The sequence below is a fragment of the Kitasatospora sp. NPDC002965 genome, from assembly GCF_040611255.1.
Taxonomy (GTDB): domain Bacteria; phylum Actinomycetota; class Actinomycetes; order Streptomycetales; family Streptomycetaceae; genus Kitasatospora.
Window position 1 is genome coordinate 1 of the sequence record NZ_JBEXNT010000056.1, and the last position, 15,406, is coordinate 15,406.

At 74.9% G+C, this 15,406-nt stretch carries 12 protein-coding genes and 1 pseudogene; 7 read left to right on the forward strand and 6 right to left on the reverse strand.

The annotated features are described in order from the left end of the window. Positions 1 to 87 (forward strand): annotated as a pseudogene (locus ABZY91_RS21775) (AraC family transcriptional regulator); the annotation flags it as partial. 68 nt (positions 88 to 155) lie between these two features. After that, positions 156 to 1,814, forward strand: coding sequence for an apolipoprotein N-acyltransferase (gene lnt, locus ABZY91_RS21780; protein ID WP_355404562.1), 1,659 nt, complete (start codon positions 156 to 158; stop codon positions 1,812 to 1,814). On the opposite strand, the gene ABZY91_RS21785 is transcribed toward lnt, so the two are convergent. The 4 genes from ABZY91_RS21785 to gdhA all read right to left on the reverse strand — a co-directional run bounded on the left by ABZY91_RS21785 (position 1,790) and on the right by gdhA (position 6,161). Then, positions 1,790 to 2,554 carry a VOC family protein gene (locus tag ABZY91_RS21785; RefSeq protein WP_355404564.1) on the reverse strand — a complete coding sequence of 255 codons (765 nt, stop codon included), beginning with the start codon at positions 2,552 to 2,554 and terminating at the stop codon, positions 1,790 to 1,792. The two genes, lnt and ABZY91_RS21785, sit on opposite strands and share 25 nt — an antisense overlap. Positions 2,555 to 2,620: 66 nt before the next feature. Next, the gene (locus ABZY91_RS21790) at positions 2,621 to 3,529 is read right to left on the reverse strand and encodes an NADP-dependent oxidoreductase (RefSeq protein ID WP_355404567.1); all 909 of its coding nucleotides are present in this window, start codon (positions 3,527 to 3,529) and stop codon (positions 2,621 to 2,623) included. Positions 3,530 to 3,699: 170 nt separating this feature from the next. Continuing rightward, entirely contained in the window at positions 3,700 to 4,572 is an 873-nt protein-coding gene (locus ABZY91_RS21795) for an AraC family transcriptional regulator (RefSeq protein ID WP_355404569.1), read from the reverse strand. Positions 4,573 to 4,781: 209 nt separating this feature from the next. Further along, the gene (gene gdhA / locus ABZY91_RS21800) at positions 4,782 to 6,161 is read right to left on the reverse strand and encodes an NADP-specific glutamate dehydrogenase (RefSeq protein ID WP_329880376.1); all 1,380 of its coding nucleotides are present in this window, start codon (positions 6,159 to 6,161) and stop codon (positions 4,782 to 4,784) included. Positions 6,162 to 7,132: 971 nt separating this feature from the next. Between gdhA and ribA the strand changes: the two genes are divergently transcribed. Beyond that, positions 7,133 to 7,777 (forward strand): GTP cyclohydrolase II, encoded by a 645-nt coding sequence (gene ribA / locus ABZY91_RS21805; RefSeq protein ID WP_355404571.1) that lies wholly within the window; start codon positions 7,133 to 7,135, stop codon positions 7,775 to 7,777. Positions 7,778 to 7,888: 111 nt separating this feature from the next. Here ribA and ABZY91_RS21810 read toward each other — a convergent pair whose 3' ends face one another. Continuing rightward, positions 7,889 to 10,009 carry an EAL domain-containing protein gene (locus ABZY91_RS21810; protein WP_329880388.1) on the reverse strand — a complete coding sequence of 707 codons (2,121 nt, stop codon included), beginning with the start codon at positions 10,007 to 10,009 and terminating at the stop codon, positions 7,889 to 7,891. Next, positions 10,006 to 10,812 (reverse strand): SAM-dependent methyltransferase, encoded by an 807-nt coding sequence (locus tag ABZY91_RS21815; protein ID WP_329880389.1) that lies wholly within the window; start codon positions 10,810 to 10,812, stop codon positions 10,006 to 10,008. Before ABZY91_RS21815 ends, ABZY91_RS21810 begins: the two co-directional genes overlap by 4 nt. A 209-nt stretch (positions 10,813 to 11,021) precedes the next feature. Here ABZY91_RS21815 and ABZY91_RS21820 point away from each other — a divergent pair, with 209 nt between their 5' ends. The 4 genes from ABZY91_RS21820 to egtC all read left to right on the forward strand — a co-directional run bounded on the left by ABZY91_RS21820 (position 11,022) and on the right by egtC (position 15,373). Further along, the gene (locus ABZY91_RS21820; protein ID WP_329948854.1) at positions 11,022 to 11,486 is read left to right on the forward strand and encodes an SRPBCC family protein; all 465 of its coding nucleotides are present in this window, start codon (positions 11,022 to 11,024) and stop codon (positions 11,484 to 11,486) included. Between the two features lie 367 nt (positions 11,487 to 11,853). Then, a complete protein-coding gene (egtA, locus tag ABZY91_RS21825; RefSeq protein WP_355404574.1) occupies positions 11,854 to 13,143 on the forward strand; it encodes an ergothioneine biosynthesis glutamate--cysteine ligase EgtA in 1,290 nt (429 codons plus the stop codon). Positions 13,144 to 13,289: 146 nt separating this feature from the next. Then, entirely contained in the window at positions 13,290 to 14,624 is a 1,335-nt protein-coding gene (gene egtB / locus ABZY91_RS21830; protein WP_355404628.1) for an ergothioneine biosynthesis protein EgtB, read from the forward strand. Beyond that, positions 14,624 to 15,373 carry an ergothioneine biosynthesis protein EgtC gene (gene egtC, locus ABZY91_RS21835; RefSeq protein ID WP_355404576.1) on the forward strand — a complete coding sequence of 250 codons (750 nt, stop codon included), beginning with the start codon at positions 14,624 to 14,626 and terminating at the stop codon, positions 15,371 to 15,373. Before egtB ends, egtC begins: the two co-directional genes overlap by 1 nt. Positions 15,374 to 15,406: the final 33 nt, after the last annotated feature.

Below are 15,406 nucleotides of genomic sequence, written 5' to 3' on the forward strand. Positions count from 1 at the left end.
ACCTCGGCGGGGGTGGCGGCCGGCATCGACCTCTGCCTGCACCTGGTCCGTGCCGCCCACGGCGAACGGGCCGCCGCGAGCATCGCCACACGCCGGACCCGTTCGAGTGATCACGGGGCTGGTGACCGGGCCGCGCCGAGCGGACAATACGGGGCATGTCGCGACGCTCCCTGCTCACCGGTCCCGCCGGTCCCGCCGGTCCCGCGGCCGTGGCCGCTCCCGGCCGCCCGGACCGGGCCGCCCGGTACCGGCCACGGCTGGCCGCGCTGGCCGCCGGGGCGGTGCCGGTGTTCGCCTTCCCGGCGCCCGGGCTGGCCACGCTGGCGTGGGTCGCGCTCGTCCCCGGGCTGCTGCTGATGCAGCGGGCACCCGGGATGCGCGAGGCGGCGGTGCGGGGGTGGTGGTTCGGCGCCGGCTTCATCCTCACCGGCATGTACTGGCTGGTGCCGTCCGTCGGGCCCGCGCTGCCGCTGCTCGCCGTGCTGTTCGGCGCGCTCCAGGCCGGGGTCGGCGCGGCGGTGTGGGGGCTGCTGCACCCGCCGCCGACCACGCGGCGGGCGCTGCTCGCGCCGGTGGTCGTCGCCGCGGTCTGGCTGACCACCGAGTACGCGCGGTCCTGGCACGCCCTCGGCGGGCCGTGGGCCCTGATCGGCGCCACCCAGTGGCAGCACCCGACCGTCCTCGCGCTGGCCTCGATCGGCGGGATCTGGCTGGTCAGCGCGGCCGTGGTCGCGGTCAACACCGCCGTCCTGGTGGTGCTGACCGCCGCCGAACGGCGGCCCCGGACGGTGGCCGCCCTCGTGGTGGCCGGTCTGCTCGCCGCCGGGCCGCTGCTCTTCGCCCTGCGACCCGCGCCCGAACCGGCCGGGGCGGGCGGGGCCGGGGCGGGCGGGGCCGGTGGCGCGATCACCCTCGCCCTGGTCCAGCCCGGCATCGTCGACGAACCGCAGGCCCGCTTCGAGGCGGGTGTCCGCGCCACCGAGGCCCTCCGCGGACGGCCCGTCGACCTGGTCGTCTGGGGCGAGTCCAGCACCACCGCGGACCTCGACCGTGACCCTGCGGCGCTCGACCGGCTGCGCGGGCTGGCCGCCACGACCGGCGCCCGGGTGCTGGCCGGCGAGGACGCGCGCAAGGCCGACGGACGGATCTCCAAGGACGCGGTGCTGATCTCGCCGGACGGGATCGTCGACCGGTACCGCAAGATCCGGCTGGTGCCGTTCGGCGAGTACGTACCGCTGCGGCCGGTGCTCGGCTGGGTGGCCGGGGTCAGCCGGGCGGCCGGCGAGAACCGGGCCCCCGGCAGCGCCTTCCACCTCCTGCCGGCCGTCGACCGCGCAGGCGGCGCGCTGCCGGTCGGCGCGCTGATCTGCTTCGAGTCGGCGTTCCCCGACCTCTCCCGGACGGCCGCACGGGCGGGTGCACGGGTGCTCGTCTACCAGTCCTCGACCTCGACGTTCCAACGCACCTGGGCGCCCGAGCAGCACGTGTCGCTGGCCGCGATCCGGGCCGCCGAGACCGGCCGGCCGGCCGTCCAGGCCTCGCTCACGGGAGTGTCGGCCGCCTTCGACGCGCAGGGGCGCGAGCTCGCCCGGCTCGGCACGGACGGGACGGGCACGCTGGTCGTCCGGCTGCCGCTGACCGCGCCGTCCGCGCTCACCTGGTACGACCGGGTCGGGGACGTGGTGCCGCCGGCGGCCCTGCTGGTGACGGCGGGCGCCGCGGTCGGCGCCCTGCGCGGACGCGGTACGGGCCGGTCCGCGCGGGGCCGGCCGGCCCCGGCGGCGGACGGTCAGCCCTCGGAGCCCGCCAGGTAGATGCCGAACGCCGCGCCCTGCGGATCGCGCAGGACGGCGATCCGTGGGCCGTCCGGCACCGCGGTCGGGGCCATCAGCACGTCCGCGCCGAGGTTGCCCGCCCGGAACGCCGACACGTCCACGTCGGCGACCGCGAAGTACGGCAGCCAGTGCGGCGGCACCTGCGGGGGGAAGTTCTCGCCCATCACCAGCATGCCGCCGAAGTCGTCGCCGGCCAGGCCCCACTGGGTGTACTGCCCGGACGGGCCTACCGTCCAGCCGAACACCGCCGGGTAGAACGCCGCGGCGCCCTCCCGGTCCCGGGTGAGCAGCTCCACCCAGCCGAGCGCGCCGGGGGCGTTGAGCACCTCGGCGCCGACCAGGCGTCCCGCCTGCCAGAGCCCGAACACCGCACCGGACGGGTCCGCGACGATCGCGAACCGGCCGAAGTCGAGTGCGTCCATCGGCTGGACGACGACACTGCCGCCCGCCCCGGTGATCCGGGCGGCGGCGGCGTCGGCGTCGGCCACCAGGAACGAGACGGTCCACGCGGTGGGCTGCCCCTCGCCGTACAGCGGGGAGACGGAGGCGGCGATCGCGCGGTCCAGCCTCATGAAGGTGTACCCGCCGGCCTCGGGCCGCTCGTCCGTCTCGGGCCGCCAGCCGAACAGCTCGCCGTAGAACCGTTGGGCCGCCACGGGGTCGGTGCTGCCGTGCTCCACCCAGCAGGGGCCGCCGACCGCTACCTCGTCGATCTTCATCCGCGTTCCTCAGGACTGTTCGGCGGTCCGGGCGGACCGGGGTGGATCGGTGGCCGGGGACGCCGCTCAGGCGACTTCGAGGACGAGCTTCCCGCGCGCGTGGCCCGACTCGACCAGGGCGAGCGCCTCGGCGGCGCGGGCCAGCGGGTAGCGGGCGCTGATCTGCGGGTCCAGCTCGCCGGCGGCCACCAGCCCGGCCAGCGCGGCGAGCGTGTCCGGCGTGGTGGAGCGGGTGACGAACCGGCCGCCGAGTTCGGCCGCGGCGGCCGGGTCGGAGGTGGCGACCAGCCGGGAACGGTCCGCCAGCGTGGTCGCGGCGGCCCGCACGTCGTCGCCGCCGACCAGGTCGAGGATCCCGTCGACCCCGTCCGGGGCCACCGCCCGGATCCGCTCGGCGACCCCGGCGCCGTACCGGACCTGCACCGCCCCCAGGGACTCCACGTAGCCGCGGTTGGCGTCGCTCGCCGTGCCGATGACGCGGATGCCCCGGCTGCGGGCGATCTGGGCGGCCGCGCTGCCCACGCCGCCGGAGACACCGAGGATCAGCAGCGTCTGCCCGGCGCCCACCCCGACGTCCCGGACCGCGTCGTCGGCCGTCGCCGCCGCCACCGGCAGGGTGGCGGCCTGGTCGAAGCCGACCTTCGCCGGCTTCAGCGCGCTCATCCGCGCGAGCAGCAGCGTCTGGGCCGCGAACGCCCCGGCCGCCGCGATCCCGAACACCTCGTCGCCGGGCGTGAAGCCGGTCACCCCGGGCCCGACCCGCTCCACCACGCCCGCCGCCTCCTGGCCCATGACGGCCGGCAGCTCCCGGTCCCGGCCGAGCAGACCCCGGCGGACCTTCCAGTCCACGGGGTTCACCCCGGCCGCCCGCACCGCGATCCCGAGCTGTCCCGGTCCCGGCTCCAGCACGGGCCGGTCCAGGAACTCCTGCTTCTCCGGCCCGCCGTAGTCGACGAACCCGAACGCCTCGGCCATCCTCGATCCACTCCTCGCTCGCCGGCCCCCGGCCGCCTCGGTGCTTCCCCGCCCAGCATGCGGGCGGGGCGTCGGGCGGGCCGGTGGTGCTGGGCCGAACGGGCGGAGGGCCGGGCCGGCGGACGGGCGCGGACGGACGGCGCCCGCCGCCCGCCGGGCACCGTCGTCCGTCACCGCCCCGCGCGGGCCACCGGGACCCAGATCTCCGCCTCGGCCTGCCCCGCCTCCGCGGGGAAGCGGGTGCGGAGGATGTCCGGGCCGGGCCGCGACTCGTACGGGTTGGACGGGAACCACTGGGTGTAGACGTCCCGCCACATCTCCTGCAACGCCTGCGGGAACGTCCCGGTGTTGGAGAAGACGGCCCAGGTGCCGGCCGGGACCTCGCGGACGTCCAGGTCCTCCGGCACCTCGACCTCCGCGCCGGCCACCACCGCGTGGTAGTAGTCGAGTTCGACGCCCTCCTCCCGGCTGTCCGAGAAGAACTCGGTGACCGAGACGACGCCGTGCGGCTCCTGGTCCGAGAGGGCCGCGATCCGGTCGACGGTCTCCCGGCCGAGCCCCCTGATGAACGAGGCGATGGCCGGGTTGACCCCCACGTGGACCAGCGGGACCCGGGCCCGCCTGCCGACCACCCGGAACGCCGGCTTCTCCACGATGCGGTACCGCATGCTGCTGCTCCCTTCGATGACGAGCCGGAAGGACATCCGGGGCTGCGAGACGAGCACCGCACCGGCGCGCCGTGCCTCCCCCGGGCCGACCCCGTGCATCGCACGGAACGCCCGGGCGAACGCCTCGCCGGAGGTGTAGCCGTGCCGGACCGCGACATCGAGCAACGTCCGCTCGCCGGAGAGCACTTCGGCCCCGGCGAGGGTGAGCCGCCGGCGCCGGAGGTACTCCGACAGCGGCATCCCGGCCAGCGCCGAGAACAGCCGCCGGAAGTGGTACTCCGACGTCGTCGCGATCCGCGCCAGCTCCGCCACCTCGACCGGCCCGTCGAGGTGTTCCTCGATGTACTCCATGGCCTGGTTCAGCCGTTCCAGCATCCGCGCCCCGTCCTTCCCTTACTGCGTTCCACCGTAGGCAGCGCCCGCGGGCCGCACCCGACATCCTGTGCCCGCTCCGGTCGGGTCGGCCGCGGCGTCACCGCGGCCCGGGAACGGCGACACGGCGACACGGCGACACGACGACGAACACCTCCCCGACCGGCCACGGGGACCGGTCGGGGAGGTGCGGGTACGGCTACGGCGACGCGTCAGATCAGGCCCTGCGCCAGCATCGCGTCCGCCACCAGCTCGAAGCCGGCGATGTTGGCACCCAGCACGTAGTCGCCGGGTCGGCCGTACGTCTCGGCCGTGGTGTGGCAGGAGTCGTGGATGTGCCGCATGATCCCGGCCAGCTGCTCCTCCGTCCGCGCGAAGGACCAGGAGTCGCGCGAGGCGTTCTGCTGCATCTCCAGCGCGCTGGTGGCGACCCCGCCCGCGTTGGCCGCCTTGCCCGGGCCGAAGGCCACCCCGGCGTCCTGGAACACCCGGACCGCCTCGGGCGTGGTCGGCATGTTGGCCCCCTCGGCGACCGCCCGCACCCCGTTGCGGACCAGCGCCAGCGCGTCCGCACCGGTCAGCTCGTTCTGCGTCGCGCACGGCAGTGCCACGTCCACCGGCACGCTCCACACGCCGGTGCCCTCGGCGTACCGGACGTGGCTGCCGCGCAGCTCCGCGTACTCGGTGAGCCGGCCGCGGCGGACCTCCTTGACCTCCTTGAGCAGCGCGAGGTCGATGCCCTTCTCGTCCACCACGTAGCCGGCGGAGTCCGAGACCGTGACCACCGTGGCCCCGAGCTGCTGGGCCTTCTCGACCGCGTACACGGCGACGTTCCCGGAGCCGGAGACCGCCACCCGCAGGCCGTCCAGGTCCTCGCCCCGGGCCCGCAGCATCTCGGCGGTGAACAGCACGCACCCGTAGCCGGTCGCCTCCGTGCGCGCCTGCGAACCGCCCCAGCCGATGCCCTTGCCGGTCAGCACGCCCGACTCGTAGCGGTTGGTGATCCGCTTGTACTGCCCGAACAGGTAGCCGATCTCCCGGCCGCCGACGCCGATGTCCCCGGCCGGGACGTCGGTGTGCTCGCCCAGGTGCCGGTACAGCTCGGTCATGAAGGACTGGCAGAACCGCATGATCTCCGCGTCGGACCGCCCCTTGGGGTCGAAGTCCGAACCGCCCTTGCCGCCGCCGATGCCCAGCCCGGTGAGCGCGTTCTTGAAGATCTGCTCGAAGCCGAGGAACTTGACGATCCCGAGGTTGACCGACGGGTGGAACCGCAGCCCGCCCTTGTACGGCCCGAGCGCGCTGTTGAACTCCACCCGGAACCCGCGGTTGACGTGGATCCGCCCCTGGTCGTCCGTCCACGGCACCCGGAACATCAGCTGCCGCTCCGGCTCCACGATCCGCTCGACGATCCGGGCGTCGACCAGCTCGGGCCTCCGCTCCAGCACCGGTCCGAGGGTCTCCACCACCTCCCGCACCGCCTGGTGGAACTCCGGCTCTCCCGGGTTCCGCCGCAGCACCTCGGCGTAGAGCGACTCGATGACAGGGTTCCCGGCGTCATGCGACGCCACGGACACAGGGGTAGCCGGCATCTCTCAGGACCTTCCGTGGTCGACAGACAGGGCGCTCCCGCTCCGGGGAAGCGCCGGCGGTCCCCCTCGCCATTGAGGGCGTCACGGTGCGAAACGCACCGGTGCGGCAAGCTCGGACCGCTCACACGGGGGTCAGTCTCCCACCGTCGGCCGCATTTGTCCGCCGCCTTCCGCATTCCGGGCAACCCGGTCGACCGGTCGCAGACGCACCGGAACCACACGAAGCACCGACCCGTCCGCCCCCACCGTCGCGACCGGGCCTTCGACCGGCGCCCGGGATTCCTCCGAAAAGAATTCACCCGGCCCCGGGCCGGGGGCACCGTCACCAGCGCCGACGATGTCCCGCATCGGATTTCCACGGGCACGAACGAAATCGAGTCGCATTCCGCACGCGCACACAGCGAGAAATGGCCGCGCACATTTCTGGACATGTACCGCCACAGCCGCCCGTGCTGCGTGGACGAACACCTTCGAAGCGCGATCCCCCCGGTTCGGCCCGGCCTCTCCGATCCGGCGCGGCGCCACCGGGCACGTTCCGCGGCGCACCGGATCCTTCCGCCGAGCCCCTACGGTCGGGGCCGCACCCCCGATCCTCGTTCACGCATTTCCCAATTCGGCGGCCAAAGGGCCCGAGGGCCGCCACCGGCCCGGTACCGCACGGCACCGACCGGGAGAACGACGCCACCGGAAGGGATTCCGCCCGAGACCGAGGAAGAACTCACGCCCGCAGGAACCCGCCCCGCTCCCGGCGAGCGGGCACGCCGGCGGCCGCGCGGGCCGGCGTCGGGCGGCCGGCACCGGGCGGGGCCGGGCGGGGCCGGGCGGGGCCGGGAACAGGCGTGGTGGGAGCGGCGTTGCGAGGCTGCGTCGCCGTGCGCCGGAGTACGCGGGGCACCCGAACCATGTTGTTCAAATTGGAACTACCTAGTACGGTCGGGATCCGATCACCACTTCTGTCACGGAGGCCCCCCATGCCGCAGCACGTCCCGCCGCAGACCGGTGCCGCCACCGTGCGGTCCCGCGTCCGGATCCCGCTGACGTTCCCGGACGGGTACCGGGCCGACGCGGAGGTGTCCACCTTCCACGGGCTGGCGGACGGCGCGGAGCACCTCGCCCTGGCCCTCGGCGAGGTACCGGCGGGCGGCACGCCGCTCGTGCGGCTGCACTCGGAGTGCCTCACCGGGGACGTGTTCGGCTCGGACCGCTGCGACTGCGGCCCACAGTTGCGCGAGTCGGTGGAGCGGATCACGACGGCCGGCGGGTACCTGCTGTACCTGCGGCAGGAGGGTCGGGGCATCGGGCTGTACAACAAGCTCGACGCGTACGCCCTGCAGGATGCCGGCCTGGACACGTACGACGCCAACACCGCGCTCGGTCTGCCCGAGGACGGCCGCGACTACACCGCGGCCGCCCAGATGCTCGGCGCGCTGGGCGTCACCGGGATCGACCTGCTGAGCAACAACCCGGACAAGGCCGCCCAGCTGACCCGCCTGGGCGTCACGGTCCACGACCGGGTGCCCACCGGCGTCCACCTGTCCCCCTCCAACGTCCGCTACCTGCGGGCCAAGGTGGAGCGGACGGGACACTCGATCGAGCTCTCCCGCCTGGTGGGCTGAGGACCACGACGGGGCCGGGCAGCCGGGCGGGGTCGGGCCGCGCACAGTCGGCCGGCCGGGCAGGGCCGGGACGTCCGCAGCTCGACGCCCGGAGCTGCGCCGGACGCCGCCTCAGGCCGGCGGGACCGGGCGGCCCTGCGGTTCCTCGACGATGCGGCGGGCGATCTCGGCGGGGCGGACCGGGCGGCCGAAGTGCCAGCCCTGCGCCCAGTCGCAGCCGATCCGGCGCAGCCGCTCGGCGTCCCGCCGGGTCTCCACGCCCTCGGCGGTGACGGTCAGCCCGAGGGCGTGCGCCATCGAGACCAGACCGCTGACGATCCGCCAGCCGGTCGACTCGTCCTTGGCCGGGTCGTGCAGGTCCCCGACGAAGGAGCCGGCGATCTTCAGGCCGGAGACGGGCAGGTCGCGCAGGTAGGCGAGGTTCGACCAGCCGGTGCCGAAGTCGTCGACGGCGAGCGAGACACCGAGGCCGACCAGCCCGTGCAGGGTGCGCAGCGCCTCGTCCTCCGGGCCGACCACGGTGGACTCGGTGATCTCCAGCTGGAGGCGGGCCGGGTCGAGGCCGGTGGTGTCGAGGATCCGGCCGAGGTCGGTGACCAGGGCCGCGCTGCGGGCCTGGCGGACCGCCAGGTTGACGTTGAGCTGCGGGGCGGCGTCGCCGAACCGCTTGATCCATTCGGCCGCCTGGCCGCAGGCCTGCTCCAGCACCCAGCGACCGAGCGGCATGATCAGCCCGGTCTCCTCGGCGGTGGTGACGAACTCGTCCGGGCCGAGCACGCCGAGCTGCGGGTGGCGCCAGCGGACCAGTGCCTCGACGGCGGCCAGCCGGCCGTCGGCCAGCGCGTACAGCGGCTGGTAGTCGATGAAGAACTCGCCCCGGTCGAGGGCCGCGGGCATCCGCACCGAGACCGCGTACCGGGAGACGGCGCGGGCGTTCTCCTTGGGGTCGAAGAGGGTCCAGCGGCCCCGGCCGGCCTCCTTGGCGCGGTAGAGGGTCAGGTCGGCGGCGCGGACGGCGGCGCCGGGGGTGGTGGTGGAGACCCTCCGCTCCAGCACGCCGACGCTGGCGCCGACGGCGAGCTTGTGGTCGCCGATCAGCACCGGCCCGGCGAGCGCCTTGAGCACGGTCTTGGCGGCGGCCACCGCCTCCTGCTCGCCGCGGCTGTTCTCCAGCAGGACGACGAACTCGTCCCCGCCGAGCCGGGCGACCAGGTGGCCGAGCGGGCTGAGGGCGGCCTTCAGCCGGGCCGCGACGGCGGCGAGCAGCTGGTCGCCGGTGTCGTGGCCGAGGCTGTCGTTGACCACCTTGAAGCCGTCGAGGTCGACGTAGCAGAGGCCGAACCGGGCGCCCGGGTCCGGGTCCTCGAAGAGCTTCTCCAGCCGTTCGAAGAAGGCGGCGCGGTTGGGCAGGCCCGTCAGCGGGTCGTGGGTGGCCTGGTGGCGCAGCCGCTCCTGGAGCCGGTAGCGGTCGGTGACGTCCTCCAGCATCGCCACCTGGTACTGCGGGACGCCGTCGTCGTCCCGGATCAGCGAGACGGTCAGGTGGGTCCAGACCACCTCGCCGTCCTGCCGGTAGTACGGCTTGTCGAACTGGAAGTACTCGCGCTTGCCGCTGATCAGGTCCTCGTACGCCTCCCAGACGCCCGGGGCGTCCTCGGGGTGGACGAGGTCGCCGACGCGGCGGCCGGTCATGTCCTCCGGGCCCGCGCCGAACAGCTCCTGGAGCGCCTTGTTGACGGCCAGGATGTTGCCGTCGGTGTCGCCGATGCCGATGCCGATCGCGGCGCTCTCGAACAGCGCCCGGAACCGGGCCTCGGAGGCCCGCAGGGCCCGTTCGGCCTCCTTGCGGGCCACGTCTGCGGCGGTGCGGATGGCCTCCTGCTCGCGCAGCGTGCGCTCGCGCAGGGCGGCGGCCCAGCCGGCCGCGAACGCACCGCTGAGGGCGGGTCCGCGGCCGTCGGGGGTCGGCTGCTGCTGGAGCAGTTCCACCGCCCGGGCCAGCACCACCGGGTCGATGAAGTGCGCCTCGACCAGGTGGGCCCCGGCCTCGGCGGCCAGCTGGGGCTCGAACGGCTCCTCCAGCTGGGCGCGGTGGAGCAGCGCGGCGGTCCGGGAGACGAGCCGGCCGACCAGGCCGGGATGGACCGCCGTGCCGTGGTCACCGGAGAGCAGGCGCGCCCAGTCCGCGTGGAACCGTTCGGCGCTGCTGCTCGGCTCCGGTGCTCCGATCACGGGCGGAACCCCACGCCTGCCACTCCGGTCATCCGCTCGGGGTTGCGGCCGACGGCCTCCGGCTGCTCGGGGCGCCACTGCGGCAGGTAGACCACGCCCGGCTCGACCAGGTCGAAGCCGGTGAACATGGTGGTGATCTGTTCGTGGGTGCGCATGGTGAGCGGAGTGGGCGTCATCTTGTACAGCCGCTGGTGGTCCTCGGCCTGGTCGGGCCGGCCCTCCAGGGAGGCGTGCGAGAGGACGAGGGCGCTGCCCGGCGGGAGGGCGTCGCGGATCACCTCGATCAGCTTCCAGGGGTTGTCCTGGTCCTCGACGAAGTGCATGACCGCGACCAGCAGGACGGCCACCGGTTCCCCCGCCGCCAGCAGGTCGGTCACCTCGGGGCGGGACATCAGGTCGTCGATGTCGCGGACGTCGGCCTGGACGGCCGAGCAGCCCTCGTCGCCCTCCAGGAGCAGACGGCTGTGCGCGACGGCGACCGGGTCGCGGTCCACGTACACCACCTGGGCCTCGGGGCGGATCGCGCGGGCGATCTCGTGGACCGCGCCGAAGGTGGGGATGCCGGAGCCGATGTCCAGGAAGCGGGTGATGCCGCGTTCGGCGGTGAACTGCACGGCGCGGCGCAGGAAGGCGCGGTTGGAGCGCATGATCTGCGGCAGCTCGGGCCACAGGGCGATCGCCTTGCGGGCCATCTCCCGGTCGACCTCGAAGTTGTGCGAGCCTCCGAGGTAGTAGTCGTAGACCCGCGCGGCGTTCGGTTTGTCCAGGTCCGTGCCTTCCGGTACCCAGTTCGGTCGCCGCATCCTCGGAACTCCTTCGCTTCGTCTTCCGGTGGACCGGCCGCCTGGAGGGGCGGCTGTGACTGATGAGACTACAAGCACAAAAGATCCTCCTCCGCACGCCGAATGCGTGCAAGCGGAGTGCCGTGGTCCTCCCGGTCGAGTTCGCGCCGGACCCGGCGAACCTGCCGAACCCGGACCGGGCCGGGACCCGCCCGGACTAGAGTGCGCCCGTGGATCTCAACCACTACCGGTTCCGCGGGACGTGGCGCCTGGCCGCACCGCCGGGCGCCGTGTACGCCGCCCTGGAGGACGTACCGGGCTACCCGCGCTGGTGGCCCGACATCCGTGACGTCCGGCAGACCGGCCCGGACAGCGGGGAGGTGCTGGTCCGCGCCCTGCTCCCGTACCGGCTGGTGATCCGGCTCACGACGACCCGACGGGACCACGGGGCCGGCGTGCTGGAGGCCGCCATGGACGCCGACCTGATCGGCTGGTCGCGCTGGACGGTCACGGCGGACGGCGCCGGCGGCTCCGAGGTCCTCTTCGAGGAGGACGCCCGCCCGGCCAGCGCCCTGCTGCGCCGCCTCGCCGTCCCCGCCCACCTGCTGTTCCGGGCCAACCACGCCGTGATGATGCACCGCGGCCGGCGCGGGCTGGCCGCCCACCTCGGGGCCGGTCCGGCGGACGGGGCCTGACGGCGAGGCACGGCGGCCGAGGTCGGCGGACGGCCACGCACGGCGGCGGAACGGCTGCCGAACGGCGGCGAAACGACTGCGGAACGGCTGCTTCGGGGAGCCGCCGAAGGCCCGGCACCGGGCCTGATTCACCCTGTCGTACCCCTTCTGACCTGCGGTGAATCCTCTGCAACAGATGTTTGTGGGGCGACTCCGCATGGTCCGTAGCAGACTGGGCAGAGTAGACCGGGCCGCAATCGTGATCCCGAGGATGGTGAGTCCGGTGATACCCGTTCGACCGACCAGCCCGCCCGACCGGCAGAGCGGCGGGCCGTCCGCCGCCGGACCCCCCGGAGGCGCACTCCGCCCCGGCGGGAGCCCCACCACGGTGACCCCGCTCACCGAGTCCGAGGCGCGCGGCCACATGGCCGGCGTCTGCTTCAAGATCGGGCCGCCCCGCCTGGTCGGCGTCGAGCTGGAGTGGTTCGTCCACGACGACCGATGTCCGACCCACCCCGTCCTTCCGGAACGACTGCACGCCGCACTGAACGCACTGCCGCTCGGCGGCCCCGACGGGACCTCACTCCCCTCCGGTTCCCGTCTCACCCTCGAACCCGGCGGCCAGGTAGAGCTCAGCTCCCCGCCCGCCGACAGCCTCACCGGCTGCGTCGCCGACACCCGGCGCGACCTCGCCGCCCTGCGGGCCGCCTTCGCGGCGCAGGGCCTGCGGCTCACCGGTACCGGCACCGACCCCCTGGCCCGACCCCGCCAGATGGTGCTGGACCACCCGCGCTACGTGGCGATGGAACGGTTCTTCAATTCGGCCGGTCCCTGGGGCCGCATCATGATGACCGGCACCGCCTCCCTCCAGGTCTGCCTGGACTCCGGCGCGGAGAGCGGCCCGCACTCGCTCGACCGACGATGGCGCCTCGCCCACCGGCTCGGCCCCGTCCTGGTCGCCGCCTTCGCCAACTCTCCGCTGCTGGACGGCCGGCCCACCGGCCACCGGTCCACCCGCCAGACCGTCTGGTCCCGGATGGACCCCAGCCGCACGCTCGCCCCGTCACCGGACCACGGCGACCCGCGCGAGGCCTGGACCCGCTACGTGCTGGACGCCGAGGTCCTCTGCGTCCGCCGTCACGACGGCCTCCCCTGGACCGCGCCGGCCGGGCTGACCTTCCGCGACTGGCTGCGCGGCCGCGGCGAGCGCCCGCCCACCCTGGCCGACCTCGACTACCACCGCACCACGCTCTTCCCGCCGGTCCGCCCGCACGGCTACCTGGAGCTGCGGATGATCGACGCCCAGCCCGGCGACGGCTGGATCGTCCCCGCCGCCCTGGCCACCGCCCTGCTGGACGACCCGGTGGCCGCCGACGCCGCGCTCGCCGCGCTGGAGCCGCTGGAGCGCCCGAACGGACCGCGCCCGCCGCGCAGCGACGTCTGGCGCCGGGCCGCCACCCTGGCCGTGGCCGACCCCGAGCTGCGCCGCGCCACCCTGACCTGCTTCGCCGCCGCCGACGCCGCGCTGGGCCGGATGCCCGGGGCCGAACGGCTGCGCGCCGTCGTCGCCGAGTTCGCCGAGCGCTACCCCGCGCGCGGCCGCTGCCCGGCCGACGACCAGCTGGACGCCCTGCGCTCCGGCAGCCTACGCACTCCCCCGGAGGAGGCCGCACCATGACCGACGACGCCCGCACCGCCGCTGACGCGCACGCGGCACGGACCGTGCGCGACGCCCGCCCGGCCGGCACGCCCGCACCGGGACAGCCGACCGCTCCCTCCCCGACCCCCCAGTCGCCGGGAGCGCTGCCGACGAACGCGCTGCTGCTGGACGCGCCGCCGTTGGACGCGCTGCCGTTGGAGACCCTGCGCGAGACGATCGCCTCCGAGTTGCTGGCCGCCCGCGCCCGCACCGCCGCACTGACCGACTGCGTCGGGGAGCACGACCTCACCGCCCAGCACTCCCCCCTGATGTCCCCGCTGGTCTGGGACCTCGCGCACATCGGGAACCAGGAGGAGCTCTGGCTGCTGCGCAACATCGGCGGCCGCGACCCGATGCACCCCGAGATCGACCCGCTCTACGACGCGTTCGAGCACCCGCGGGCCGAGCGGCCCAGGCTGCCGCTGCTCCCGCCCGGGGAGGCCCGCGCGTACGCGCACGACGTCCGCGGCCGGGTGCTCGACCTGCTCGCCGCCAGCCCGCTGGAGGGCGCACCCCTGCTGGACGCCGGGTTCGCCTTCGGCATGATCGCCCAGCACGAACAGCAGCACGACGAGACGATGCTGATCACCCATCAGCTCCGCCGGGGCGAGCCCGCCCTGGCCGCTCCCCCGCCGCCGCCCGCCCCGGCGGACGCGGCCGGGCTGCCCGCCGACGTGCTGGTCCCGGCCGGGCCGTTCACCATGGGCACCGACACCGAACCGTGGGCACTGGACAACGAGCGCCCCGCCCACCGGGTCGACCTGCCCGCCTTCCGGCTGGACACCACGCCGGTCACCAACGGCGCCTACCTGCGGTTCCTGGCCGACGGCGGCTACGACGAACCGCGCTGGTGGACGCCCGAGGGCTGGGAGCACCGGCAGCAGGCCGGACTCACCGCCCCGCTGTTCTGGCGCCGGGACGGCGACCAGTGGCTGCGCCGGCGCTTCGGCGTGCTGGAGGCCGTACCGCACGACGAGCCGGTGCTGCACGTCAGCTGGTACGAGGCGGACGCCTACGCACGGTGGGCCGGGCGGCGGCTGCCGACCGAGGCCGAGTGGGAGAAGGCCGCGCGGCACGACCCGGCCACCGGCCGCTCGCGCCGCCACCCCTGGGGCGACGCGTCACCGGCCCCGCAGCACGCCAACCTGGGCCAGCGGCACCTGCGCCCGGCCCCGGCCGGCAGCTACCCCGCCGGGCAGTCCCCGTACGGGGTGCGGCAGCTGATGGGCGACGTCTGGGAGTGGACGTCCAGCGACTTCCGGCCGTACCCGGGCTTCCGCGCCTGGCCGTACCGGGAGTACTCGGAGGTCTTCTTCGGGCCGCAGCACAAGGTGCTGCGCGGCGGCTGCTTCGCCGTGGCTCCGGTCGCCTGCCGGGGCACCTTCCGCAACTGGGACTACCCGATCCGGCGCCAGATCTTCGCCGGGTTCCGCACCGCCGCCGACGTGGATTCCGGCTGATGTGCCGTCACCTCGCCTACCTGGGAGAGCCGGTGGCGCCCCGGGAGCTGCTGGTGGCACCGCCGTTCGGGCTCTACCGGCAGTCCTGGGCACCGCGCGTCCAGCAGTACGGCACGGTCAACGCGGACGGCTTCGGCCTCGGCTGGTACGCGGAGGGCGACGACGTCCCGGCCCGCTACCGGCGGGCCGGGCCGGTCTGGGCGGACGCCTCCTTCGCCGATCTCGCCCGGGTCCTGCGCACCCGGGCGCTGCTGGCGGCCGTCCGCTCGGCCACCGAGGGCTGCGCGGCGGGCGAGGAGGCCGCCGCGCCGTTCGCCGCCGGACCCTGGCTGTTCAGCCACAACGGCGTGGTGGCCGGCTGGCCGGAGCGGCTGGGCGCGGTGGCGTCGCTACTGCCGCCCGCCGAGCTGCTGGGGCTGGTGGCGCGGACCGACTCGGCACTGCTCTGGGCGCTGACCCTGCACCGGTTGCGCGCGGGCGCGGGCCTGGGCGAGGCGCTGGCGGGCACCGTCGCGGACGTGACCGCCCACACGGACGGGCGGCTCAACCTGCTGCTCACCGACGGGCGGGCCGTCGCCGCGACGGCCTGGGGCGACACCCTGCACCACCGGACGGTGCCCGGCCTCGGCGTGCTGGTGGCCTCCGAGCCCTCCGACGACCACCCGGACTGGACGGCCGTCCCGGACCGGTCGCTGCTGCTGGCCGGCCCGGCCGGGGTCACCGTCACCCCACTCGCCCGGGCCTCCTGAGTCCTTCCCTCCCGCAGCCTTCCCTCCTGAAGC